General features: G+C 47.4%; 20 protein-coding genes and 3 rRNA genes. 21 read left to right on the top strand and 2 right to left on the bottom strand.

What is annotated here, in order from left to right; all coding sequences use genetic code 11:
* Positions 1-161 precede the first annotated feature (161 nt).
* From coxB to ACX9NY_RS20655, 7 genes are all read left to right on the top strand, one after another.
* A complete protein-coding gene (coxB, locus tag ACX9NY_RS20685) occupies positions 162-1,214 on the top strand; it encodes a cytochrome c oxidase subunit II (RefSeq protein ID WP_339304342.1) in 1,053 nt (350 codons plus the stop codon).
* 71 nt (positions 1,215-1,285) lie between these two features.
* Positions 1,286-3,136, top strand: coding sequence for a cytochrome c oxidase subunit I (gene ctaD, locus ACX9NY_RS20680; protein WP_442033705.1), 1,851 nt, complete (start codon positions 1,286-1,288; stop codon positions 3,134-3,136).
* Complete coding sequence (locus ACX9NY_RS20675; RefSeq protein ID WP_047840264.1) at positions 3,133-3,759, top strand: cytochrome c oxidase subunit 3; 627 nt, start codon at positions 3,133-3,135, stop codon at positions 3,757-3,759. Before ctaD ends, ACX9NY_RS20675 begins: the two co-directional genes overlap by 4 nt.
* 3 nt (positions 3,760-3,762) lie before the next feature.
* A complete protein-coding gene (locus ACX9NY_RS20670) occupies positions 3,763-4,083 on the top strand; it encodes a cytochrome C oxidase subunit IV family protein (protein WP_278297054.1) in 321 nt (106 codons plus the stop codon).
* A gap of 108 nt (positions 4,084-4,191) precedes the next feature.
* On the top strand, positions 4,192-5,115 hold the full coding sequence (gene ctaG, locus ACX9NY_RS20665) for a cytochrome c oxidase assembly factor CtaG (protein WP_472474795.1): 924 nt from the start codon (positions 4,192-4,194) through the stop codon (positions 5,113-5,115).
* Between the two features lie 35 nt (positions 5,116-5,150).
* Positions 5,151-5,615 carry a DUF420 domain-containing protein gene (locus tag ACX9NY_RS20660; RefSeq protein WP_339258662.1) on the top strand — a complete coding sequence of 155 codons (465 nt, stop codon included), beginning with the start codon at positions 5,151-5,153 and terminating at the stop codon, positions 5,613-5,615.
* 142 nt (positions 5,616-5,757) lie between these two features.
* Positions 5,758-6,129: a hypothetical protein gene (locus tag ACX9NY_RS20655; protein WP_105601396.1), complete on the top strand. Its 372-nt coding sequence runs from the start codon at positions 5,758-5,760 to the stop codon at positions 6,127-6,129.
* 110 nt (positions 6,130-6,239) lie between these two features.
* Here the strand turns inward: ACX9NY_RS20655 and ACX9NY_RS20650 are convergent, their stop codons facing one another.
* Positions 6,240-6,557, bottom strand: a complete 318-nt coding sequence (locus tag ACX9NY_RS20650) for a hypothetical protein (protein WP_472474792.1) — start codon at positions 6,555-6,557, stop codon at positions 6,240-6,242.
* 209 nt (positions 6,558-6,766) lie between these two features.
* Here ACX9NY_RS20650 and ACX9NY_RS20645 point away from each other — a divergent pair, with 209 nt between their 5' ends.
* The 10 genes from ACX9NY_RS20645 (at position 6,767) to ACX9NY_RS20600 (ending at position 18,956) form a co-directional block, all read left to right on the top strand.
* Positions 6,767-7,480, top strand: a complete 714-nt coding sequence (locus ACX9NY_RS20645; RefSeq protein ID WP_339258665.1) for a hypothetical protein — start codon at positions 6,767-6,769, stop codon at positions 7,478-7,480.
* Positions 7,481-7,569: 89 nt separating this feature from the next.
* The gene (locus ACX9NY_RS20640) at positions 7,570-7,959 is read left to right on the top strand and encodes a GntR family transcriptional regulator (RefSeq protein ID WP_339261296.1); all 390 of its coding nucleotides are present in this window, start codon (positions 7,570-7,572) and stop codon (positions 7,957-7,959) included.
* 15 nt (positions 7,960-7,974) lie between these two features.
* Positions 7,975-8,871: an ABC transporter ATP-binding protein gene (locus ACX9NY_RS20635; RefSeq protein WP_339258667.1), complete on the top strand. Its 897-nt coding sequence runs from the start codon at positions 7,975-7,977 to the stop codon at positions 8,869-8,871.
* 20 nt (positions 8,872-8,891) lie between these two features.
* Complete coding sequence (locus ACX9NY_RS20630; protein ID WP_339242897.1) at positions 8,892-9,794, top strand: ABC transporter ATP-binding protein; 903 nt, start codon at positions 8,892-8,894, stop codon at positions 9,792-9,794.
* Positions 9,787-11,082 (top strand): ABC transporter permease, encoded by a 1,296-nt coding sequence (locus ACX9NY_RS20625; RefSeq protein ID WP_472474789.1) that lies wholly within the window; start codon positions 9,787-9,789, stop codon positions 11,080-11,082. Before ACX9NY_RS20630 ends, ACX9NY_RS20625 begins: the two co-directional genes overlap by 8 nt.
* A 489-nt stretch (positions 11,083-11,571) precedes the next feature.
* Positions 11,572-12,792: a TraB/GumN family protein gene (locus ACX9NY_RS20620; RefSeq protein ID WP_472474787.1), complete on the top strand. Its 1,221-nt coding sequence runs from the start codon at positions 11,572-11,574 to the stop codon at positions 12,790-12,792.
* Between the two features lie 538 nt (positions 12,793-13,330).
* A 16S ribosomal RNA gene (locus tag ACX9NY_RS20615) occupies positions 13,331-14,882 on the top strand.
* A gap of 342 nt (positions 14,883-15,224) precedes the next feature.
* Positions 15,225-18,150 (top strand): 23S ribosomal RNA (locus ACX9NY_RS20610).
* 74 nt (positions 18,151-18,224) lie between these two features.
* Positions 18,225-18,341: ribosomal RNA gene (rrf, locus tag ACX9NY_RS20605) — 5S ribosomal RNA — on the top strand.
* Together the 16S, 23S and 5S rRNA genes form the textbook arrangement of a ribosomal RNA operon.
* 261 nt (positions 18,342-18,602) lie before the next feature.
* Positions 18,603-18,956, top strand: coding sequence for a FlxA-like family protein (locus tag ACX9NY_RS20600; protein ID WP_472474785.1), 354 nt, complete (start codon positions 18,603-18,605; stop codon positions 18,954-18,956).
* A 164-nt stretch (positions 18,957-19,120) separates the two neighbouring features.
* Here the strand turns inward: ACX9NY_RS20600 and ACX9NY_RS20595 are convergent, their stop codons facing one another.
* A complete protein-coding gene (locus tag ACX9NY_RS20595; protein ID WP_339258674.1) occupies positions 19,121-20,476 on the bottom strand; it encodes an MATE family efflux transporter in 1,356 nt (451 codons plus the stop codon).
* 163 nt (positions 20,477-20,639) lie between these two features.
* Here ACX9NY_RS20595 and ACX9NY_RS20590 point away from each other — a divergent pair, with 163 nt between their 5' ends.
* From ACX9NY_RS20590 to ACX9NY_RS20575, 4 genes are all read left to right on the top strand, one after another.
* Positions 20,640-21,374 carry a class I SAM-dependent methyltransferase gene (locus ACX9NY_RS20590; protein ID WP_472474783.1) on the top strand — a complete coding sequence of 245 codons (735 nt, stop codon included), beginning with the start codon at positions 20,640-20,642 and terminating at the stop codon, positions 21,372-21,374.
* Between the two features lie 201 nt (positions 21,375-21,575).
* A complete protein-coding gene (locus ACX9NY_RS20585) occupies positions 21,576-22,154 on the top strand; it encodes an RNA polymerase sigma factor (protein ID WP_472474781.1) in 579 nt (192 codons plus the stop codon).
* The gene (locus ACX9NY_RS20580; RefSeq protein WP_472474779.1) at positions 22,151-23,428 is read left to right on the top strand and encodes a hypothetical protein; all 1,278 of its coding nucleotides are present in this window, start codon (positions 22,151-22,153) and stop codon (positions 23,426-23,428) included. Before ACX9NY_RS20585 ends, ACX9NY_RS20580 begins: the two co-directional genes overlap by 4 nt.
* A gap of 59 nt (positions 23,429-23,487) precedes the next feature.
* The gene (locus ACX9NY_RS20575) at positions 23,488-23,946 is read left to right on the top strand and encodes a 2-thiouracil desulfurase family protein (RefSeq protein ID WP_472479364.1); all 459 of its coding nucleotides are present in this window, start codon (positions 23,488-23,490) and stop codon (positions 23,944-23,946) included.
* Positions 23,947-23,949: the final 3 nt, after the last annotated feature.

Here is a 23,949-nt window from a genome sequence, read left to right as displayed (position 1 = left end):
TGCCCTGAGCAGGAAATCACGGGAGTACTGGAAGCGTTATTTTTGTAAGCGTTCTGTATGATGAAGAGGATTATGCGTATCGTGCTGAAACGTACCTTTTGTTGCCTTTCTACTGAACGACAACGGTAATCTACGAAAACGTAAAAAAGTGGGGTAGATCAATGATGAAACAGTGGCAGGTTGCAAAGCGAATTCTCCCCTTGCTGGCGGTGTTCTCTTTGCTGCTATCCGCATGCGGGCGGGAAGACTTGTCGGTAATGAAACCTCAGGGTCCTGTGGCGCAAGGCCAATATGATCTGATGAAGTTATCCATCACGATTATGATCGTGGTGCTCATCATTGTATTTGCTATAGCGGCCTATGTTCTGATCCGGTTTCGTAGAAGATCCGGGCAGACCGACATGCCTGAACAGGTTGAAGGTAATTTCAAGCTGGAAGTAATATGGACAGCCATTCCGTTATTGCTGGTTATTGTGCTGGCAGTACCGACAGTCCAAACGATTTTTGCACAAGGCGAAGATCTGTCCAATGACAAAAATGCACTTAAGGTCCAAGTCACCTCGCATCAGTACTGGTGGGAATTCACTTATCCTCAATATGACGTAACCACCGCTCAAGATCTCATCATCCCGACCGGAACAAAAATCGCATTTGAACTTAAAACCGCTGACGTGCTTCACTCCTTCTGGGTGCCGTCACTTGCGGGCAAAATGGACACAAACCCGGATGGAACACTTAACAAGTTCAGTTTCTCTGCACCGAATGAAGGCGTTTACCGCGGTAAATGTGCCGAGTTATGTGGCAGATCGCATGCCTTCATGGAATTTAAGGTAAAAGCAGTGAGTCAGGAATCCTTTGACAGATGGGTGAATCAGATGAAAGCACCTGCAGTCCTTCCTGAAGATACTCAATTAGCCGAGAAATTCAAAACAAACTGCCTTTCTTGCCACGCTGTTGGCGATCAAGGTGGACCAGTAGCACCTAACTTGACGGGAATCGGCGGCAAGGAATCTGTCGCAGGCATTTTGCTGAATTCTCGTGAGGGACAGGAAGAAGGTAGTCCGGTACTGGATAACATGAAAGAATGGCTCCATGATCCACAATCCGTGAAGCCGGGCAATACCATGCCGAATCCCAAGGATCTTGGGTTGACGGATGAAGAAATCGACGGAATTGCCGAATATCTGGCCAACTACAAATTGGACTATGAATAGAACAGCAAGGACGAAGAAGGGGGTACACAACCTTGGCTCATGCGCATAGCGTCAAGAGGTACAGGGGCTTGATGGATTGGATCACCACCGTCGATCACAAAAAAATCGCCATTCTCTATTTGGTTGCGGGTGGATTTTTCTTTGGAATCGGCGGCATTGAAGCCATTTTAATTCGGATTCAACTGATGAAGCCTATGAATGATTTTGTATCGGCACAGGTCTTCAACGAATTGATTACCATGCATGGAACAACGATGATTTTCCTTGGTGTCATGCCACTTATTTTTGCCATTATGAATGCAGTCGTGCCTTTGCAGATCGGGGCACGGGACGTTGCCTTTCCTTTTCTTAACGCACTTGGTTTCTGGACGTTCCTTTTTGGGGGACTGCTGTTGAACCTGAGCTGGGTTATGGGAGGAGCACCGGATGCGGGCTGGACCTCATATACGCCGCTTTCGGGCAGTGAGTACAGTGGAACGCATGGTGTGGATTTCTATACCATCGGTCTTCAGATCGCGGGTCTGGGAACACTCATCGGGGGCATTAACTTTCTCGCAACGATTATTACAATGCGTGCTCCAGGCATGTCCTACATGCGGATGCCGATGTTTACATGGACGACATTTATTACATCTGCCATTATTCTTTTTGCTTTTCCTGCCATCACGGTAGGGCTTGTACTTTTGACGTTTGATCGTATACTGGGAGCGAATTTCTTCGATGTAGCAGGGGGCGGTAATCCCGTACTCTGGCAGCACATCTTCTGGATTTTCGGGCACCCGGAAGTATACATTTTGATTTTGCCGGCATTTGGTATCATCTCGGAGGTTATTCCGACCTTCTCGCGTAAACGGCTGTTCGGTTACAGCTCCATGGTATTTGCCACCATCCTGATTGCCTTCCTGGGCTTCATGGTATGGGCGCATCACATGTTTACAACAGGTCTAGGTAATGTAGCCAACGCGCTATTCTCCATCTCGACAATGTTGATTGCCGTACCTACCGGGATCAAAATCTTTAACTGGCTCTTTACGATGTGGGGTGGACAGATCCGCTTTACAGCGGCGAACCTGTTTGCTGTTGGATTCGTTCCAACCTTCGTTATGGGTGGTGTTACCGGTGTCATGCTGGCATCTGCTCCGGCGGATTTCCAGTTCCATGATACGTACTTTGTTGTAGCCCACTTTCACTACGTTATTGTAGGGGGACTTGTACTCGGCTTGTTCTCGGGACTGCATTACTGGTGGCCGAAGATGTTCGGACGTATTCTGAGTGAAACACTTGGAAAATGGACATTCTGGACATTTATGATTGGTTTCCAATTAACGTTCTTTGTACAGCATTTCCTCGGTCTGATGGGAATGCAGCGCCGGATCGTTACATATTTGCCGAATCAGGATTTTGATCTGCTCAATCTGGTCAGCTCCGTCGGGGCATTTCTGATGGGTGTGGGAGTTATCTTATTCCTCGCGAACATCGTAATCACCATGAGAAAACCGGCTGGTGCGCCAAACGATCCGTGGGAAGACGGTCGTACTTTGGAATGGTCCATTCCTTCACCGCCGCCGGAATACAATTTCAAGCAGACTCCGCTGGTACGTGGAATTGATGCGTACTGGAAGGAAAAGATGGCAGGACATACGGAGATGACACCAGCAGAACCCGTGGGTTCGATTCATATGCCATCAGCAACGCCGTTGCCGTTTGTAATGTCTGTGGGGATCTTTATTGCCGGACTTGGTCTGATGTTCAGCAAGGATGAATTCGGTAATGCGTTTATGAATGTATTGTTTAACAATTATATTGTAGTTGTTATTGGTCTTCTGATTACATTTGGATCAATGGCACTGCGTTCACTTTATGATGATCATGGCTGGCATATTGAACCGGAGGATCAGGATGAGAAGGGGGCTAGAACATGACAACCTCACATGCCGAACCGGTGAACGACAAATTGCCGCATGAACCGGAGAAAGCAACGCTGGAGGGACGTAACAAGCTAATTGCCTTCTGGTTGTTCCTTGGCGGAGAGACGGTACTGTTCGGTACGCTCTTTGCTACCTTCCTGGCTCTTCGTGGCCAAACCAATGATGGACCTACGGCGAATGAACTGTTTCACCTGCCACTCGTGGCCGCTGCAACGTTCATTCTCTTGGTCAGTAGTTTGACGAGTGTATTTGCAATTCAGGCCATGCATAAGGGCAAGCGAGATGCACTGGCATTGTGGCTTGGCATCACAGTGGTACTGGGTATGGGATTCCTCGCGCTGGAGATATACGAGTTCTATGAGTATGTGAAACATAAAGAGTTTGGCATGACTACCAGTGCCTTTAGTTCAGCATTCTATACACTGGTCGGGTTCCACGGAGCGCACGTTGCTTTCGGTATTGTGTGGATCGGAATCATTATTGGGCAGCTGTTCAAAAAAGGATTGACGGTCGTAACTGCACCTAAAGTATACGTCTCCGCAATGTACTGGCACTTTATTGACGTGGTCTGGGTGTTCATCTTTACGGTCGTGTACCTGCTCGGAAAGGTGGGGTAACACATGTCAGCACAGGATAAGACAGATCAACAGCCTGTGAAGCACCGTCACCGGACGGAAGGGCCACAGAAACACGTCGTGGTGTTTGTTTTCTCCATTATTCTCACGCTGATTGCGTTTGCGGCTGCTTCTGCCGGAGGGGTCAACACAACCTTTACGATAATTATTTTGCTCGTGATGGCTATTCTTCAGGTATTCGTTCAGTTGGGTTACTGGATGCACATGAAGGATAAAGGGCATTTGATGCCAATCCTGTTCATGGCCTTTGGCTTCTTCGTAGCCTTTACGTGCATCATTATGGCACTTTATTGGGTCTGGTGGTAAAAGAGATGGCGGCGGCGCAATGCCGCCGTCTTTTCCCCTTTTTGGCGAATGAATCTTCACAAAGAAATAAAGGCAACAACCAAATCAGGTCACGGGGAGGTTTCCCGTATGCTCGGGTTGCAATATTTTAGCTTCAACGACTTATGGAGTCCACTTATATTGGCTTTATTTCTGATCATTGCTGCGGCGTATTTAGTGCTCGTGGGACCGTTAAGCGAGCAAATAAAAGATGCAGAGCCTGCGACTGCCGGTCAGAAAATCATGTTTATTACAGGGCTGTTTGTCCTCTATCTGGCTCAAGCTGGACCATTTAATCTGCTTGGTCACGTGATGTTTAGTTTTCACATGGTAAGCATGGCGTTCTCTTATCTGGTAGCGCCGCCGCTGATGATGAAAGGTTTGCCGATCTGGGTATGGCGCAGAATCGTACGCTGGCTACCAACACGCCAGCTATCGTTCCTGGCTCATCCAATCGTTGCGGCAGTGATCTTTAACGGGCTGTTTTCGCTGTATCACTTACCGATTGTACATGATTACGTTATGCTGAATTTTACCGTTCACCGGTTGTATTATATGGCACTGTTTATCACCTCGATGCTCATGTGGTGGACATTGCTGAATCCGTTACCAGAAGGCAGACAAGCTTCGGGTCTATCCAAGATCGGTTTTATTTTTCTGAATATGGTGCTGCTCACGCCTGCGTGTGGATTGATTATTTTTGCGTCCGAGCCGTTGTATCAGACGTACAGCAACCCGGCAGTATGGGCTGAAGCCATGCGGTATTGTGTGTCTGGGGATTCTACGGCTTTACTTCGCTCATTTGGTGGACCGGCCTTCTTCAACTTCCTGTCCTCCGCGAAGGAAGATCAGCAGGTCGGCGGCATTGTAATGAAGTTTATTCAGGAAGGGATCTTCGCCTCCATGCTGGCCTATGTCTTTTTCCAATGGTATCGGAAAGAGAAGCAGGAAGATGATGATGATTCGTATCCTGCAGGGGGCGCTGGGGGGCCACTCAATCCGGCTGCCAAATAATTAAGTCAATGTTCTGACAAGAGGGGGAACACACGATGGATATGTATTTTTGGCTACCTACGATCAGTACTTCTTTCATTGTGATAAGTGCAGTACTGGTGGGGATTGGATGGGTACTGATTATTCGGGGCAAACGCGAGGCTCATCAGTCCGCCATGGTAGCAGGTGCGATTGCAGCTCTAATCTTCTTTGTGATCTATATGTCTCGCACAATATTCGTAGGTAATACGGCTTGGGGTGGAGACCCGGATCTGGAGATCTTTTATCGGATATTTCTAATTTTTCATATTATCCTGGCTACCGTGGCAGCGATATTCGGTATTTCAACACTGGTGTTGGGGTTTAAAAAGAAGTTCGGAACACATCGCCGCTGGGGCAGGTTCACGTCCATGATCTGGTTCGGGTCAGCATTAACAGGTGTTGTTGTGTATGTACTTCTATATCTCTTATATCCTGGTGGTCATACGCGTCCGGTGTGGGAAGCTATTCTCGGCGTGTAAAAGTGGGGGCACAACCTCGGGCTAATCGTGCGTGCGTCACTATGATCTTCTGAAAATATGAAAATGGACGAATCTAGCAGAAGATTCGTCCACGCTACCTCTCTCATTCATTCATAGAATGAGTTCGAGAGGGGGAAACAAAATGAAAAAAACAGTCAATGTCAGTCAAACGTATCCACGCCTTACCGTGTATTCAGAAGAGAACTACAGAGGAAGAAGCCGCATCTATCGTGGTAACACGGGTCTTCGTAACCTGGACAATATTTTGGATGGGGTGGAGAGCCTGCGTTTTTTCTCAACAAGTTCCAATGCAACACTCGTTGTGTTCACACGGCCTAACTTTCAGGGGGGATTCCGTGTCTTCCGCGGCAACACCAACTTGAGAGATTTGGATGATCTTATCCGTGGCAATGACGTGGAATCCCTGATCTCCACGAATGAGCGGCTGACTCTGGCCGAGATTCGTGCGATCCGCGCCAACCGCAGTCTGCCTAGTGGTTATAACCTCGTTTAATCGCAAGGCCTCTTCTTCTAACAGGTGCTAGAGAACGGCAAAGGGCTGTACCCGAATTGTGTTTACACAATAACGGGTACAGCCCTTCTTTTGTGATCGGAGAATCATGTTTAATCCCCGCCACCCCCACTGTCTCCACCGCCACTATCTCCTCCAGAATCGCTGCTACCACTATCGCTGCTGTGATGAGAATGTATGCCTGATGAAAAATCTGAATCATGATGTTTGTGATCCGATGTGTGTCTGACATGTCGATCGTAGGATTCATCTCCTGTAATGACCGGATATCCCGAAGCAGAGTCGGCATAACCGTTGTTATGGTGTCTGCCTTTTTTGGCAGAATGACGATGAGGTTCATCCCGGAGGATCAACCAGATAACGACGATAAGGAAAAGGAGCACAAACCCGATCTCGACCAGCCAATCCATAGTTGTAATCTTCCTTTCTTTGATCCGTGACTATAATTTATTTTAACGTAAATTTGAACTGTGTCCTATCCCATCTTCCTGATTCAGGAAAATTAGGGGTTGACGGGATCAGAATTCGGTCTGTATACTGTGTATATTGATATATACAGTAAACACAGTGATTACAGTGCGCAAGATGAGTGAATGACAACTGAAAGGCAGGCATGCATATGAACGAATGGAAGCAGGCGTGGTGGTTGACTCGCAACCAGACGAGTAAGGATAAGCTCCAATGGCTATGGTCTGCAATATTCATGATATACACTGGCGGCATGAGCGGTGTGATGTTATTGGGACAACAACAGACAGATTTCATTAATCCTGTAGTGGATTCCTTCTTTTTAATCATGTTGCCATTTCAAGGGTTCATGTTCTGCAGGCGCTCCTTCCGTTACATACAGGAGGATTCCTATACGCAGATGTTGGCCTACTATCGCAGAATCCCGATCCCTGAACAAGCGGTGATGTGGTCCAGGTTACAGCAAGCTCTAATGGCGTTTGCTTACAATGGTATTTTTTTCTACGGATCGTTATACGTGGTTAGCCTTCATGCCGAAGGATTCCGATGGGATCAATATCTAGCTTTTAGCCTGACCTGTACAGGTTATGGACTTTTGGTAACAGGATTATATATTTACGGAGAGTTTCTGAACAGTGGCAAGAAATACTTGGTTCTCAGTACGCTTTTTGTACCCCTTGCGATTGGCATATCCTTATTGATTCGAATGTCAGGCAGTTACGGCTTTCGAATGGTGATGGATGCGAGTAAATCATGGGGGTTGCTTTCCCCGATCATGTGGATTGCTCTGGTGGCTGGAATCGCAGGATTATGGTTGTTTAGCCGCTTGACGCTGAAGAAGCTGGTTCTTCGGGATTTAAATTAAAATGAGAGTTGAGCTTATGTACGAATACAGGATGAGACCGGCACGGTCAGGCAACAGACTGGAGTGTACCGGAGGGCGAGGTGCAAGATGTGAAAATACCCATTCAAATTAATGAAAATAGCGCTGAACCTTTATACCACCAAATTGAAAATCAATTAAGATCTTTAATTATAACGGGTCAATTGGAGGAGGGAACACATTTGCCGTCCATTCGTGAGTTCGCCGGAGCGCTGAATTGCAGTGTGATTACGGTTAGACGGGTCTATCAGGATCTGGAGAATGAAGGCCTGCTTCGTACGAAGCAGGGGACAGGTACATTTGTGGCCCAGGTAGAAGCCGGCGATAGAGAAAATTATAGATTGAAGGCCGCACAGGAAGCGATGCAGGCTGCGGTGCAGTCTGGAAAATCGGTAGGTTGTACGGAAGAAGAGATGGAGAGCCTGTTCCGGGAAGTCCTGAAGGCTATTTACGCGAAGTAAGGGAGTGATTCATACATGGAACCCATAGCAGTTCAGTTGAACGGTGTATCCAAGATGCGAAAACGCAGAGTAATTGGCCCGATTGATCTGACCATCCCGGAAGGGTATGTAGTTGCTATTCTCGGTCATAACGGTTCTGGCAAAAGCACACTTCTTAACATGCTGCAACAAGTGGTGCTGCCAGATGCCGGGCAGATTATATGGTTTGGGAAGGAACATGAGGGACCACTTCCCCTTGAACTGAGACAACAGATCGGTTTTGTGGCTGACAATGCCGGGCTTGAAGAGAATCGGATAACAGCACAGGAAGCAGCTGAATTTCGGGCCTACTGGTACCCGCGATGGGATATGAAGTTGTTCGATCAACTGATTCACGATATGGAAGTACCCGTTGATGTGAAGCTGAACAAAATGTCCAAGGGAGAGCGGCGGAAATTCGAGATTGCTGCTGCGATTGCAGCTCGCCCCAGATTATTGCTTTTGGATGAGCCTTCATCAGGACTGGACCCCTTTGCCTGGAAAGTGATGGTTGAGCAGTTCCGTACCTTCATGGCTGAGGGGGACACCACGATTCTGATTGCCACACATATAGCAGATGAAGTCAAAAGACTTGCGGATTACATCGTCTTGATGCACCGTGGTCAGTCACTAGGTATGGCCGAGAAAGATATGGTGCTCGATCAGTGGAAAGAAGTCTGGTATGAAGGAGACTTAAGGCCAGAGAGTATCCCGGGTGTTGTGGAATCTTCTTTGGAAGAAAGAGGGCTGGTTCGTGTCATTACAACCCGGGTCAGCGAAGCGCAGGAGAGACTGGAGCTATCGAATAACCGGGTATTGAAAATCCGCAACTTGGAATTGGATGAAGTGCTGGCGTTCTGGATTGCCGGGTATGCACCCGTACAGTGGAAATAACCGAAGGGAGACGATAAATGATGAACCGATTGGAATTGAAGCAAGTCGTCAAGCAATATGCAGACAAAACAGCCGTTAATGGAGTTACGCTCAATGTAAAAGAAGGGGAGATTTACGGACTGCTCGGAGCCAATGGTGCAGGCAAAACAACAACGATGCGCATGGTGCTTGGACTGATTCACCCGGACGGGGGGAATATCCTGTACAATGGCAAGCCTTACAACACAGAGTTGCAGCAGATTATGGGTTATCTTCCGGAAGAGCGTGGATTGTACCCGAAGGTGAAAGTCAGCGAACAGATTAATTATCTGGCACGGCTTCGTGGCATGAATGGTAAGGATGCAGATCAAAGCCTCAAATACTGGTTGGATCGGTTCGAAGTTCCGGAATATTACGATAAGAAGATTGAGGAGTTATCCAAAGGTAATCAGCAGAAGATGGGCTTTATTGCAGCTGTAGTGCATAGACCGCAGATTCTCATTCTGGATGAAGCGTTCAGCGGACTGGATCCGGTGAATGTGGAATTACTCAAATCCACTGTCAAGGAATTGCGTGATGAAGGTACAGCTATTCTGTTCTCGACACACCGCATGGAACACGTTGAAGAGTTGTGTCGCCAGATCACCATTCTGCATCGTTCCAACACGGTGGTACAAGGCGAGATCAAGGAGATTAAGAGCCGTTATCCACGTGAGCAGGTATTCCTGGGTACAGTTGGAAGTGTGGAGGGGCTTGAACAGTTGCCTGGTGTGAAGAAAGTCGAGCGGAATGAGCGTGGTTACCTGATACATATTAGTCAGGTGGAAGCAGCTCAAGAGATTTTGAGAACAGCCATGACTCAGACGACAGTGGAACACTTTGAACTGAAGGAACCAACGCTTAACCAAATCTTTATTCGTGAGGTAGGTGAGTCGAATGAATAAAATGGGAACGATTACGGGTTTTACATTTAAAAACAAGGTTAAAACGAAATCATTCATGGTGACGACCATTGTACTTGCACTTTTAATCTCAATCGGACTCAATGTTCCATATTTCATTACCTTATTCAATGGAGGTTCCATTGGCGGAGCTTCGAGTAGCAATCCTGTAAATATTGGTCTTCTGAGCGCAGGGCAACCTGAAGTTTCCGAGAAACTGGAGAGTTTCTCGTCGGCGCAAGGGGATCAGGCCTATCGATTCATTGCCAGTGGAGACAAGGATGAAGCGGCTCTTGCAGCGGATGCGGAAGCAGGGCTTACCGATGGCTATCTGAAGTTTGAAGCGGTTGCTGGACAGGAGTTCCCACAGCCCATTCTATATTCAGCAGAAGATGTATCACCTCAGATCATTGCATCCATTGAAGCTGCATTGCAGAGTGTGAAGCTGGATGTGGTTGTGAAGGATGTACTCACAGCGGAGCAGAAGGAACTGATTACAACACCTGTGAAGCTCACCGAGCAAAGCTTGAGTACGGATGGAAGTGGGGCCGGTGCTGAGTCAGAAGGTGCGATGAGCCCGATTAACTATATTGTGGTGTACTTGCTGATCATCCTGCTGTTCACCTCGACCATGATGACAGGCAACATGATTGCTTCAGAGATCACAGCGGAGAAGAGCTCGCGTATTATGGAGATTCTGATTACGAGTGTATCCCCGCTCAGTCAGATGTTTGGTAAAATCATCGGTATTTTCATGGTAGGTATGCTGCAAATCGGGATCTTCGGAGCAGTGGTTGCCGGAAATATCCTGCTGCCGCATAACCGTGCAGTGTTAGGTGATTTCAATATGAGTCTGAGTGATGTGAATATTGCGGTTATTGTGTATGGACTCATATTCTACATTCTGGGCTACTTCCTGTATGCCGTGTTGTTCGCTGCCATTGGCTCAATGGTAAGCCGTACGGAAGAACTGGGTCAGGCTGTTCTGCCGATTACGATGTTGTCGCTTGTATCCTTCTATATTGCGATCTTCAGTATTTCTACGCCGAACATTCTGTTGTTGAAAATCGCAAGCTTCATTCCATTCACGTCGCCGACCGCGATTCTGGTACGGATCGGTGCGGGAGTTGCACCGACTTGGGAGATTCTAACTTCATTAGCGATTCTCATTGTGTCCATTATCATCTTCGGATGGCTTGCAGCCAAAATCTATCGCACAGGTGTGCTGATGTACGGTAAACGTCCAACCTTTAAAGAGTTATTTAAGGCCATGAAGGCTTATAAGATCTAAGTAGAGTTCAGGAGAGGGCGGCGGCTGATGGTCATGCAGCAGTTAAAAGGGTTCTTTATACAGTTCTGGAGGGACCCGCTGTGGTTTAAAGCACTAATTCTCTCTACACTGCTACTTTCAATTGTGTTTAGCAGTTCGGCCTTTTCAGAGCAGGGCTACTACCAAAGCATCTCTAAACTAGCTATCGCTATTTTCTTCGTCTCATATGGAGTGAAGCTGCGGGGGAATCGGAAGGTTTCTATAGCATTCTTTTTCCTGGCTCTAATCAGTATCTATTTATCATGGAATAGCTTGGACTTTGCGAATATCTAGCATCGAAACTATGTGACGGATTCGTTTCTGTTATTTCTTATCTATTGAGAGTAATGAAGGGAAAGAGTGCTGCTCCGTTTGTGAGTGGCACCAATTCCCGCCTTTATCCGTAGTATCTAAGTATGTCCATTCTATCAAAATGATTGGAAATTATATTCATAAAGGAGAATACATAATATGAAGAATTGGAAACGCACGCTCTTATCTCTTACCATCTCGGTAGGCTTGCTCACATCTGCAGTACCGGCTATGGCTGCTCCACAAGAAACTTCTGTCAAGGTCAATGACCAGGCAGTGAAATATGCTACAGGAGCACCAATCCTAGATAAAGGTACAACCTTGGTTCCATTGCGGACTACACTGGATGCGATGGACGTGAAGCTAACAACTGCGACAGATGATACGATTACGGCTGTGATTGATGGCAAAACGATTACACTGAAAAGCAAACTTACACGTATCAACGGTGTGACGTATGCTCCAATCCGCATCGTTGGAGATGCAGCGGGTTATGAAGTGCGCTGGGATGCTGCAACACGCACCGTGCTGCTGGTATCCAAAGGTGGAGCAACGGAAACTGCTCAAACGGGTGGACGTGGCTTCATGTGGGAAGTGGAAAGCAATGGCAACACGGTCTATCTGGTAGGGTCTATGCATATTGCGGATGAGAGCTTCTATCCATTGCGTCCGGAGTTTGAGGAAGCATTTGCGGAAGCTGACTATCTTGGGGTAGAGATTGATATTAGCAAAGCGGCTGACGAAGAGCAGCAAAAGCTGGTTCTAAGCCTGGGTTCATATCAGGATGGAACAACACTGAAAGATCACATTTCCAGTGAAACCTATACGAAGCTGGGCGATGTACTGAAGAAAAATGGTTTAGAGCCTAACGCTTTGGATGCATTTAAGCCATGGGTAGCAGAGAGCACACTCGCAAGTTTGAAGTCCGCAACGGCTGGATACGAAGCGTCAGCAGGAGTGGATCTGTATTTCATCCAGAAAGCAATCGAGCGCAAACTCCCAGTTATTGAGTTGGAAAGTTATCAATCTCAACTTGGCATGTTTAACGACTTTTCCAAAGAAACACAAGAGGAAACTTTGAAAGCGACAATCGAGAACTTCGACGTGTTGGATAACAGTGTGAATCAGATGGCTGAGATGTGGAAAACGGGTAATGACGAGCAATTACTAGAACTGACTAACAGCTTCTCCACGAACGAGGAGTACAACAAAGCAATGCTGGTTGATCGTAACATTGGTATGGCGGACAAAATCGATGGTTACTTGAAAAACGGCAAAGGCGAGGAGTATTTCATTGTTGTTGGCGCGGCACACTACCTGGGCGAACACGGTATCGTGAAATTGCTTGAGGATAAAGGATATAAAGTAGAACGTAAATAAATATAGATTATTATAGAAGGTAACCCTTTCGTCTCGAATAAGAGAGTTGAGAGGGTTACCTTCTTATATATAGAAGAAAGACAGATTAGATAGTGAAGATCAAGTGTGCATGATAACACAAATGAACATAGGATAACATTGTAAATTCAAGGGCCTTTAATAGGGTTAGATTGTAAAATTAATATTTTTAGAAATTAACTCTTTACAAGTACGTATGCTGCATGGTATATTCTATTTCCGGCCAAAAAACACGAGAAACACGGTGCGGCAAGCGAATCAAATAAGCTTCGAAAGAAACTTAAAAAAAGAGCTTGCAAAGTTGGTTCGGACATGATATTATATAAGAGTTGCTGAAGAGAACGACATTCGGTAACGAAACAAGTTTGATCTTTGAAAACTGAACAACGAGTGAGTAAACATTCTGCTTGCAGAATGAACGCGAAAGTTTGAAACAAGCCTTGGCTTGGATCGACTGGAGCACAAATGAGATTTTTAATCTCGTCAGATTCAAAATGAGCTTATCGCTCTTTTCAATACTTTATTGGAGAGTTTGATCCTGGCTCAGGACGAACGCTGGCGGCATGCCTAATACATGCAAGTCGAGCGGAGTTGATAAGAAGCTTGCTTCTTTGATGCTTAGCGGCGGACGGGTGAGTAACACGTAGGCAACCTGCCCTCAAGTTTGGGACAACTACCGGAAACGGTAGCTAATACCGAATAGTTGTTTTCTTCGCCTGAAGGAAACTGGAAAGACGGAGCAATCTGTCACTTGGGGATGGGCCTGCGGCGCATTAGCTAGTTGGTGGGGTAACGGCTCACCAAGGCGACGATGCGTAGCCGACCTGAGAGGGTGATCGGCCACACTGGGACTGAGACACGGCCCAGACTCCTACGGGAGGCAGCAGTAGGGAATCTTCCGCAATGGGCGAAAGCCTGACGGAGCAATGCCGCGTGAGTGATGAAGGTTTTCGGATCGTAAAGCTCTGTTGCCAGGGAAGAACGCTTGGGAGAGTAACTGCTCTCAAGGTGACGGTACCTGAGAAGAAAGCCCCGGCTAACTACGTGCCAGCAGCCGCGGTAATACGTAGGGGGCAAGCGTTGTCCGGAATTATTGGGCGTAAAGCGCGCGCAGGCGGTCATTTAAGTCTGGTGTTTAATCCCGGGGCTCAACCCCGGATCGCACTGGAAACTGGGTGACTTGAGTGCAGAAGAGGAGAGTGGAATTCCACGTGTAGCGGTGAAATGCGTAGATATGTGGAGGAACACCAGTGGCGAAGGCGACTCTCTGGGCTGTAACTGACGCTGAGGCGCGAAAGCGTGGGGAGCAAACAGGATTAGATACCCTGGTAGTCCACGCCGTAAACGATGAGTGCTAGGTGTTAGGGGTTTCGATACCCTTGGTGCCGAAGTTAACACATTAAGCACTCCGCCTGGGGAGTACGGTCGCAAGACTGAAACTCAAAGGAATTGACGGGGACCCGCACAAGCAGTGGAGTATGTGGTTTAATTCGAAGCAACGCGAAGAACCTTACCAGGTCTTGACATCCCTCTGATCGATGCAGAGATGTATCTTTCCTTCGGGACAGAGGAGACAGGTGGTGCATGGTTGTCGTCAGCTCGTGTCGTGAGATGTTGGGTTAAGTCCCGCAACGAGCGCAACCCTTGATCTTAGTTGCCAGCACTTCGGGTGGGCACTCTAAGGTGACTGCCGGTGACAAACCGGAGGAAGGTGGGGATGACGTCAAATCATCATGCCCCTTATGACCTGGGCTACACACGTACTACAATGGCCGGTACAACGGGCTGTGAAGCCGCGAGGTGGAACGAATCCTAAAAAGCCGGTCTCAGTTCGGATTGCAGGCTGCAACTCGCCTGCATGAAGTCGGAATTGCTAGTAATCGCGGATCAGCATGCCGCGGTGAATACGTTCCCGGGTCTTGTACACACCGCCCGTCACACCACGAGAGTTTATAACACCCGAAGTCGGTGGGGTAACCGCAAGGAGCCAGCCGCCGAAGGTGGGATAGATGATTGGGGTGAAGTCGTAACAAGGTAGCCGTATCGGAAGGTGCGGCTGGATCACCTCCTTTCTATGGAGAATCGTTTCCCGCGTGGAAACATTCAAATACAAGTCTTCAGGAAGCATGCTTCCGAAGCGAGCTTTACTTCGTAAAGCTTTTAACTCACTCGTTGCTCAGTTTTGAGAGCTCAAACTCTCAAACAGCTTGCTTTTGCATGGAGCTTGTTCTTTGAAAACTAGATATCGAAACGAAAGTAAATGCGAATTAGAACATTCCTTTTTAGCTGAACTTGTGTATAACAAGTTTCAATAAAAACGGTAGATTGCATGAGCGAGTGATCGAAATGGAACGACTTTTGGCTTTGGACGCAGTCCAAAACAAGCGGAGTGACAGCTCGAACACAAACGATATGGTTAAGCTACTAAGAGCACACGGAGGATGCCTAGGCGCTAGGAGCCGATGAAGGACGTGGCGAACAACGAAACTGCCTCGGGGAGCTGTAAGCAAGCTTTGATCCGGGGGTGTCCGAATGGGGAAACCCAAGCTGGGGTAATTTCCAGTTACACCTAACTGAATACATAGGTTAGTGTGAGGCATACCAGGGGAACTGAAACATCTAAGTACCCTGAGGAAGAGAAAACAATAGTGATTCCGTCAGTAGCGGCGAGCGAACGCGGAGAAGCCCAAACCAGAGAGCTTGCTCTTTGGGGTTGTGGGACGTCTCACATGGAGTTACAAAGGAACCGGTTAAGCGAAGAGGTCTGGAAAGGCCCGCCAAAGAAGGTAAAAGCCCTGTAATTGAAAGTCTGTTCCCTCCGAGACGGATCCCGAGTAGTGCGGGGCACGTGAAACCCCGTATGAATCCGGCAGGACCATCTGCCAAGGCTAAATACTTCCTAGCGACCGATAGTGAAGCAGTACCGTGAGGGAAAGGTGAAAAGCACCCCGGAAGGGGAGTGAAATAGAACCTGAAACCGTGTGCTTACAAAAAGTCAGAGCCCGTTTTAGGGGTGATGGCGTGCCTTTTGTAGAATGAACCGGCGAGTTACGTTCCCGTGCAAGGTTAAGGTGAAGAGCCGGAGCCGCAGCGAAAGCGAGTCTGAATAGGGCGACATAGTACGTGGACGTAGACCCGAAACCGGGTGATCTACCCCTGTCCAGGGTGAAGGTGCGGTAACACGCACTGGAGGCCCGAACCCACGCACGTTGAAAAGTGCGGGGATGAGGTGGGGGTAGCGGAGAAATTCCAATCGAACTCGGAGATAGCTGGTTCTCCCCGAAATAGCTTTAGGGCTAGCCTCGGAAAACAGAGTCGTGGAGGTAGAGCACTGATTGGGTGCGGGGCCCGCAAGGGTTACCAAGCTCAGTCAAACTCCGAATGCCATAGACTTACTTCCGGGAGTCAGACAGTGAGTGCTAAGATCCATTGTCAAAAGGGAAACAGCCCAGACCATCAGCTAAGGTCCCCAAGTGTGTGTTAAGTGGGAAAGGATGTGGAGTTGCACAGACAACCAGGATGTTGGCTTAGAAGCAGCCACCATTGAAAGAGTGCGTAATAGCTCACTGGTCGAGTGACTCTGCGCCGAAAATGTAACGGGGCTAAACACACCACCGAAGCTATGGCTTGATGCTTGCATCAGGGGTAGGGGAGCGTTGTATAAGGGTTGAAGGTGTACCGTAAGGAGCGCTGGACATTATACAAGTGAGAATGCCGGTATGAGTAACGAAAAGATCAGTGAGAATCTGATCCGCCGAAAGCCTAAGGGTTCCTGAGGAAGGCTCGTCCGCTCAGGGTAAGTCGGGACCTAAGGCGAGGCCGAAAGGCGTAGTCGAAGGACAACAGGTCGAAATTCCTGTACCACCGTAAGCCGTTATGAGCAATGGGGGGACGCAGTAGGGTAGTGACGCGGACTGATGGATGTCCGTCTAAGCAGTGAGGCTGATGTGTAGGCAAATCCGCACATTGTAAGGCTGAGCTGTGATGGGGAGCGAAAATTGTAGTAGCGAAGGTCATGATCTCACACTGCCAAGAAAAGCCTCTAGCCAGGTGAAGGTGCCCGTACCGCAAACCGACACAGGTAGGCGAGAAGAGTATTCTAAGGCGCGCGGAAGAACTCTCGTTAAGGAACTCGGCAAAATGACCCCGTAACTTCGGGAGAAGGGGTGCCCCGGTAGTGTGAATAGCACGAGGGGGCCGCAGTGAAAAGGCCCAAGCGACTGTTTAGCAAAAACACAGGTCTGTGCGAAGCCGTAAGGCGAAGTATACGGGCTGACGCCTGCCCGGTGCTGGAAGGTTAAGGGGAGTGGTTAGGAGCAATCCGAAGCTGTGAACCGAAGCCCCAGTAAACGGCGGCCGTAACTATAACGGTCCTAAGGTAGCGAAATTCCTTGTCAGGTAAATTCTGACCCGCACGAATGGCGTAACGACTTGGGCGCTGTCTCAACGAGAGATCCGGTGAAATTTTAATACCTGTGAAGATGCAGGTTACCCGCGACAAGACGGAAAGACCCCATGGAGCTTTACTGCAGCTTGATATTGAATTTGGGTACGATCTGTACAGGATAGGTGGGAGCCTGAGAGACATGAGCGCCAGCTTGTGTGGAGGCAACGTTGGGATACCACCCTGATCGTATCTAGGTTCTAACCTGGTACCGTAATCCGGTGCGGGGACAGTGTCAGGTGGGCAGTTTGACTGGGGCGGTCGCCTCCTAAAGAGTAACGGAGGCGCCCAAAGGTTCCCTCAGAATGGTTGGAAATCATTCGAAGAGTGCAAAGGCATAAGGGAGCTTGACTGCGAGACCTACAAGTCGAGCAGGGACGAAAGTCGGGCTTAGTGATCCGGTGGTACCGCATGGAAGGGCCATCGCTCAACGGATAAAAGCTACCCTGGGGATAACAGGCTTATCTCCCCCAAGAGTCCACATCGACGGGGAGGTTTGGCACCTCGATGTCGGCTCATCGCATCCTGGGGCTGAAGTAGGTCCCAAGGGTTGGGCTGTTCGCCCATTAAAGCGGTACGCGAGCTGGGTTCAGAACGTCGTGAGACAGTTCGGTCCCTATCTGTCGTGGGCGTAGGAAATTTGAGAGGAGCTGTCCTTAGTACGAGAGGACCGGGATGGACGTACCGCTGGTGTACCAGTTGTTCCGCCAGGAGCACCGCTGGGTAGCTATGTACGGACGGGATAAACGCTGAAAGCATCTAAGCGTGAAGCCCCCCTCAAGATGAGATTTCCCAGTATGTAAGACCCCTTGAAGACGACGAGGTAGATAGGCTGGGGGTGGAAGTGCAGCAATGCATGGAGCTGACCAGTACTAATCGGTCGAGGGCTTATCCAATAGCAAGTCTAATTCGCATGTTTCGTTTCGAATCTAGTTTTCAGAGAACGATACTCTGAAATGTAAGCTATGCGTTTGGTGGCGATGGCGGAGGGGTTCCACACGTACCCATCCCGAACACGACCGTTAAGCCCTCTAGCGCCGATGGTACTTGGACCGCAGGGTCCTGGGAGAGTAGGACGCCGCCAAGCAATCGAAGGACACACTTGATCATATCGAGTGTGTCTTTTTTGTTTTTATTTACACAGGGAAACAACTAACTTTACAGATCAGAGTGCACCAGGACCTACACTGTATGATTAGACTGACTATTGATTAAAGCTGCTATATGTATTTCATCTATTTGAATTCCAGACTCTCATAGCTTCGTTCAGCAACCTTTCAGTTGATTTTAACGTACGTTTCAGTGGGATGGGATATAGTGAAGCCATGTAAAGAGGAGGAGAACCATAATGAATATATCTTCTGCAGCCAGCTCCACAACATCATACATATCGACATCTTCGAGTTCGGACAGTTCAAGTAGTTTAGAGAAACAAAAGACGAAGCTTGAGGCTCAACTGGAGAAAGTCCAGTCCAGCAAGGACGATGAGAAGACAAAGGAGACAAAGACCAAACAGCTTGAACAGCAGATCAAGCAGATTGAGGCGCAGATTGCACAGCAAAGCTCTCAAAGAGCCGGTACAACCGTTGCTAAGGAGGCGCTACCTGCCCAACCCTCAGCCAATGGAAAGGGCGTAGCTACCCCTAAGGAAATTGCAAACGCAACAACGGATAGCAATGGCCGATTCGATATACGTATCTAATTGCTTATATCTAATATAGTGCAAAACATAACAAAGCCCTGACCGATCTTTATGGATCGTGCAGGGCTTGTTTAGATTTTTGTTAAATTATTTATGGGGTCTTCCTGCATGTTATCTACGTTTCATTTATCTCCCATCTAATGCCGTTAACTCATCTGATAACGTTATTCAGCCTGCAACGCGTTTATTCGTTCCGTAAGGGATCGTTTTCTATAGTATACGGCTATAGTTGCAAGAACGAGCATCTCAGATAACGGTACGGCAAGCCATACACCCGTTACACCAAAGAGGGAAGGGAGGACTGCAATCAGTGCAATCATGATGATCATCTCACGCGCAGCTGTAATCCAGATGGCCATTTTGGCATTACCTACAGATTGAAAATAGGTGCTCATGACAAAGTTAACACCCATAAACACATAAGCAAATGTAAATATACGTAATCCGTATACGGCATTATCCGTTACGCCGCTACTGAAGTTTCCAAAGATTTGCACGAAATAAGGTGCACCGATTTGAACAATAAGCAGTAACAGTAGACCGCATGCCAGAGCCGTTTTCGTGGCTAAACGTATCGTTTGTTGTACCCGTGTAACCTGACTGGCACCGTGATAATAGCTTATCAGAGGTTGGGCAGCGGATGCCAGACCCAGGAAAGCCAACAATACAACACCATGAATGTAGTTCAGCACGGTAAAGGAAGCTACACCATCCGTACCCGCAATGCGGTCCATGGAGATATTGTGAGAGACAGAGAAGACCGACATGCCAAGTTCAGCCAGAAAGCTGGGGAAACCAATAAGTAGAAGGGAAGCCAGCAGTTTATTATTCCATTTGAACCGGGTGAACGTGAGATTATTTGTTTTTTTGAAAAAGTGAGTGAACAGGACAAGTAGCGCAAGAGAAGCGGATACAATTGTACCGATAGCCACACCGCGTACACCCCATTCGAGCACATACAATGTTACATAATTAATGACGATATTGGCCACAGCAAACGTTATCTGAGCGTACATGGATGTGTTGGGATTCCCGTCGTTCCGAACAAAAACAGAGAGTGCATTTTCAATGGTAAAGACAAATCCGAACAACAACATGATATTCATGTAGTCCGAAGCAAACGGGAAAGTCTCGGCATTAGCACCGAGGGAGTATACCAGCTTGTCTTTAAACGTAAATGCAGTATAACCAATAGCCATCGTAACGAGCATTATGAGCATAATGGATTTGGTAAAAATTTGTTTGGCTGATGTGATATCTTTTCTACCCATCGCGTTAGAGTACAACGTTGCCCCGCCCATACCAATCCACAGTGACATGGCAACAAAAAGCGTGTAAACAGGAGAGGCAATGCCGATCCCGGCCATCGCGGTAGAGCCCAGTTTGTGTCCCACCATAATGCCGTCGATAATAAAATTAAAAGCAACCACCAGCATCCCCAATACAGAAGGCACAAGGTAGCTAATAAAAGCTTTGCCTACCGATTGCCCTTCCAATGGATGCGTCCAATTCGTATTCATAATGACCTCCGTTAGTAAACTGAATGTTCATTCTGTATTAAATAATACTGAACGTTCGTTCTGTATGATAACACGGCTTGAATTCTCTTGGCAACTTTTGCGTTTGAATATCGTTTATGTGGTAGAGTAGGTTGATATTTTATAAGGCGGGAGGAATCTCTTGATGAAACAAAATAAATACGATGAATCGGAATTTTTTGATAACTACAGTAAGATGGCTCGTTCTGTTCAAGGGCTGGAGGCTGCTGGAGAGTGGCATGAAGTGCAGACACTTCTGCCGAATTTAAAAGACAAGCGTGTTCTGGATTTGGGATGTGGTTTTGGTTGGCATTGTCGGTATGCACGCGAGCAACAAGCGAGTTCAGTAATTGGTGTAGATCTGTCTGAGAATATGCTCCAGCGTGCTCGTGAGATGACGTACGATCCACAGATCCAGTACGAGCAAATGGCGATTGAAGATATTGATTTTGCACCGGGACAATTCGACGTTGTGATCAGTTCGCTGGCTTTGCATTATATTGAACAGTTAGACACGGTGTATGCCAAAATCAATGACTGTCTTGTTCAAGGTGGCACGTTTGTCCTTTCCTCTGAACATCCCATCTTCACCGCTCGCGCTGCGCAGGATTGGCATTACGGACCCACAGGTGAGATCCTGCACTGGCCCGTGGATGATTACCACGATGAAGGGAAGCGTGTGGCGAACTTTCTGAATCAGGATGTGGTTAAATATCATCGTACACTGGCAACACATATCAATGAACTTATTAAGGCCGGGTTTGCCATTCAAAAGGTGGCTGAGTCCAAACCATCACCGGAAATGATTGAACAGGTTCCTGGTATGCAAGACGAAAATCGAAGACCTATGTTCCTGATGATTGCTGCGGTTAAAGTATGAAGGATTAAGGAGAAATTTGAGAGTAACAGCGATCAGAAAGTTGATCGGTCATTCAAATGACCGGAATTGCTTGAATAAATCGGTGTGTTCAGTGATATTGAACACGCTGTTTTTTATTTTGCTACAATAATAAGAAATAATGTCCAAAACAGGGAACCAAACCACAATAGATCCAGTCATATTAAGTGAGGTGAACAACAGTTGGATTATCAATTTCTGGCACAGGCTCAGACCATCGACAATTACACACTTAGCAGCATGATGGATGACTACGGAAACGACGTGTGGAATTACGCTTATTTTCTGACCAAAAGTGCCGAACAGGCAGATGAATTGTCACAGGAGGTTTTTATTCGGGCGTACTCGGGGATTGCTCATTATCGCGGAGAGTGCTCACTGAAAACATGGCTGTTGACGATTACTAGAAACACGACTTTTACATATCGAAAATCCAAATTTTTTCGTAGCAGTCTGTGGGGAGAGACCTTACCCATGGAGACAGAGCGTGTGGGTTCGAGCCAAAGAGTCATGATTGCAGAGCAGCCTACACATCCTTCGGCTGAGATGGAAGTGATGCGTAAGGAGCATGTCCATGAAATCTGGGATATTGTTCTGGCTTTGCCGAAGAAGTTTAGGGAGATTCTTTTGCTGAATCTGAAGTATGAGCTTACGACGAGTGAGATTGCTGAGATGTTGAAAATCAGCTCAGGCACAGTAAAATCCAGACTATCCCGAGGTAAGAATAAGGTACGGAAACAATGGGAGGAGCGAAGCGAATGAAACACAAGGATGAGCAATGGGAAAAGGAGATCCGGAAGGGACCGTTTGCATCGTCTCCTTTTACAGCGGATCACAAGCAAAAGGTGCTTCAACAGGTGGAGTGGATGAAGAAGTCGGAGGAGGGGAGTCTGGGAGATGGTTTGGAGCAAAGTTATAGGTCGCCCAGACCGTTTAGACCGCAAGTAGGCAACGTGTCACACAAGCGTCGCCTTAGAAGAGGGCCTCTTGTTGCCGGCGCGGGTGCGGTGGTTATTGCCGCTGGATTGTTCCTATGGAGCTGGGATGAGGGAAAACTGGTGAAACCTGTGATCGAGCAGGTCTATCCGACAGCAGCGTTACAGTTATCTGATCATCTAAGCATAGATCTGTTAACGGATAAAATGAGAAGGAATGTTGCGACTACGATGCGAGATGATCTGGGTAAGCAACTGAAGATTACGAAAGTGGAAGACTTGCCTGTGTCCGGCAGAATATATGTAGAGGCTGGAAATGAAAGTGAGAAGGAGTATGCGCAGATATGGCTAGATGCGACAACAGGCAATCTGCGTGAAGTAGAAATGAGAAGAGAGATGCAGCCGAGCGAGTTGGAGCACCGTTACCTGCGTCAAGTTCCATCGCTTTTACAAAGTATAGGCAGCACGCCAACGCTTAAACCTGTATCCGTTCAACGTTATGTGAGTATGAAGCAAGGGGAGTTGGAGCCGATATCACATACGACATTAACATTAGTGAATGAGAGTAATTATGGGGAGATTGTATGGCAACAGGATCAGGCTATCTCGATTACAGGCGAGCTTAGTCCTGATCAGGTATCTCAGGCAGTGCTGGCAGATGCGGAGGATGCCGTTAAGGCAGTATTCGGTGAAACTTCTCTAAAAATTAGGGGGGTAAGTCGTACCAAAGATGATGAAATTGGGAGAGATGTAATTAATCTTAGTTTCAATGATCATTATTTAGTTCAAATGATTGTAGGAGAAGAAACTAAAGTTTACTCTGTAATTGGGGAGAATTTATATCGAAATGATTTTACTAATTGGGACGAAGTAGAAGCGTATCATCAGGAGATTTATGACGTAAAGGAGTCTATCCTTAGGGAGCAGGTAGTGGCGATGATCAAAGAGGTATTTAACGTTAACCTCCAAGGATACACTCTTCATAGGGAAGTTGATAATCCGGGGATTGCCATATTTAAACTAGAGTCGCCGAAAGATGTTATACGGGTTCGCTACAATGAAGATGTAAAAATTACGATGATCACCAGAGGCGAGTTATAGAGCTTGATCTTACATGTTACAATTTAGTTCATCAATAGAATGAACACAAGGAGATAATGATGAAATATTTGGTGAGTTCTTGTCTGGCGGGGGTAGCTTGCCGTTACAATGGAACAGCGAGCCTGGATGAGAAAATTCAGGAGCTTGTGGAGCAGGAGCAGGCGAAGATGGTGTGTCCGGAGCTGCTTGGCGGATTCTCCACTCCACGGGAACCGGCTGAAATTATCGGTGGAACAGGCAAGGACGTACTGGCAGGCATTGCAAAAGTGATCGAGAAAAGTGGCAAGGACGTCACGGACCTGTATATCAAGGGAGCCTATCAGACGCTCGATTGGGCGCGAAAATTGAATGTGTCATGTGTGGTATTGAAGGAGTTCAGTCCGTCCTGTGGTACACAGATGATCTATGATGGGAGTTTTGCCAACCACAAGGTAGCTGGAGAGGGTGTCACCTCAGCATTGCTGAGACAAGAAGGATATACCGTCATTTCTGAAAATGAATTTATGGAGCAACTGTAAACT

The sequence above is a fragment of the Paenibacillus sp. CB74 genome (assembly GCF_055687625.1).
This window is presented reverse-complemented; position numbering and strand designations above follow the sequence as displayed.

Bases quoted from the DNA above. Each gene is read 5' to 3' on its own strand.
- coxB (WP_339304342.1), top strand. From the start codon at position 162: ATGATGAAACAGTGGCAGGTTGCAAAGCGAATTCTCCCCTTGCTGGCG.
- ctaD (WP_442033705.1), top strand. From the start codon at position 1,286: ATGGATTGGATCACCACCGTCGATCACAAAAAAATCGCCATTCTCTAT.
- ACX9NY_RS20675 (WP_047840264.1), top strand. From the start codon at position 3,133: ATGACAACCTCACATGCCGAACCGGTGAACGACAAATTGCCGCATGAA.
- ACX9NY_RS20670 (WP_278297054.1), top strand. From the start codon at position 3,763: ATGTCAGCACAGGATAAGACAGATCAACAGCCTGTGAAGCACCGTCAC.
- ctaG (WP_472474795.1), top strand. From the start codon at position 4,192: ATGCTCGGGTTGCAATATTTTAGCTTCAACGACTTATGGAGTCCACTT.
- ACX9NY_RS20660 (WP_339258662.1), top strand. From the start codon at position 5,151: ATGGATATGTATTTTTGGCTACCTACGATCAGTACTTCTTTCATTGTG.
- ACX9NY_RS20655 (WP_105601396.1), top strand. From the start codon at position 5,758: ATGAAAAAAACAGTCAATGTCAGTCAAACGTATCCACGCCTTACCGTG.
- ACX9NY_RS20650 (WP_472474792.1), bottom strand. From the start codon at position 6,557: ATGGATTGGCTGGTCGAGATCGGGTTTGTGCTCCTTTTCCTTATCGTC.
- ACX9NY_RS20645 (WP_339258665.1), top strand. From the start codon at position 6,767: ATGAACGAATGGAAGCAGGCGTGGTGGTTGACTCGCAACCAGACGAGT.
- ACX9NY_RS20635 (WP_339258667.1), top strand. From the start codon at position 7,975: ATGGAACCCATAGCAGTTCAGTTGAACGGTGTATCCAAGATGCGAAAA.
- ACX9NY_RS20630 (WP_339242897.1), top strand. From the start codon at position 8,892: ATGAACCGATTGGAATTGAAGCAAGTCGTCAAGCAATATGCAGACAAA.
- ACX9NY_RS20625 (WP_472474789.1), top strand. From the start codon at position 9,787: ATGAATAAAATGGGAACGATTACGGGTTTTACATTTAAAAACAAGGTT.
- ACX9NY_RS20620 (WP_472474787.1), top strand. From the start codon at position 11,572: ATGAAGAATTGGAAACGCACGCTCTTATCTCTTACCATCTCGGTAGGC.
- ACX9NY_RS20600 (WP_472474785.1), top strand. From the start codon at position 18,603: ATGAATATATCTTCTGCAGCCAGCTCCACAACATCATACATATCGACA.
- ACX9NY_RS20595 (WP_339258674.1), bottom strand. From the start codon at position 20,476: ATGAATACGAATTGGACGCATCCATTGGAAGGGCAATCGGTAGGCAAA.
- ACX9NY_RS20590 (WP_472474783.1), top strand. From the start codon at position 20,640: ATGAAACAAAATAAATACGATGAATCGGAATTTTTTGATAACTACAGT.
- ACX9NY_RS20580 (WP_472474779.1), top strand. From the start codon at position 22,151: ATGAAACACAAGGATGAGCAATGGGAAAAGGAGATCCGGAAGGGACCG.
- ACX9NY_RS20575 (WP_472479364.1), top strand. From the start codon at position 23,488: ATGAAATATTTGGTGAGTTCTTGTCTGGCGGGGGTAGCTTGCCGTTAC.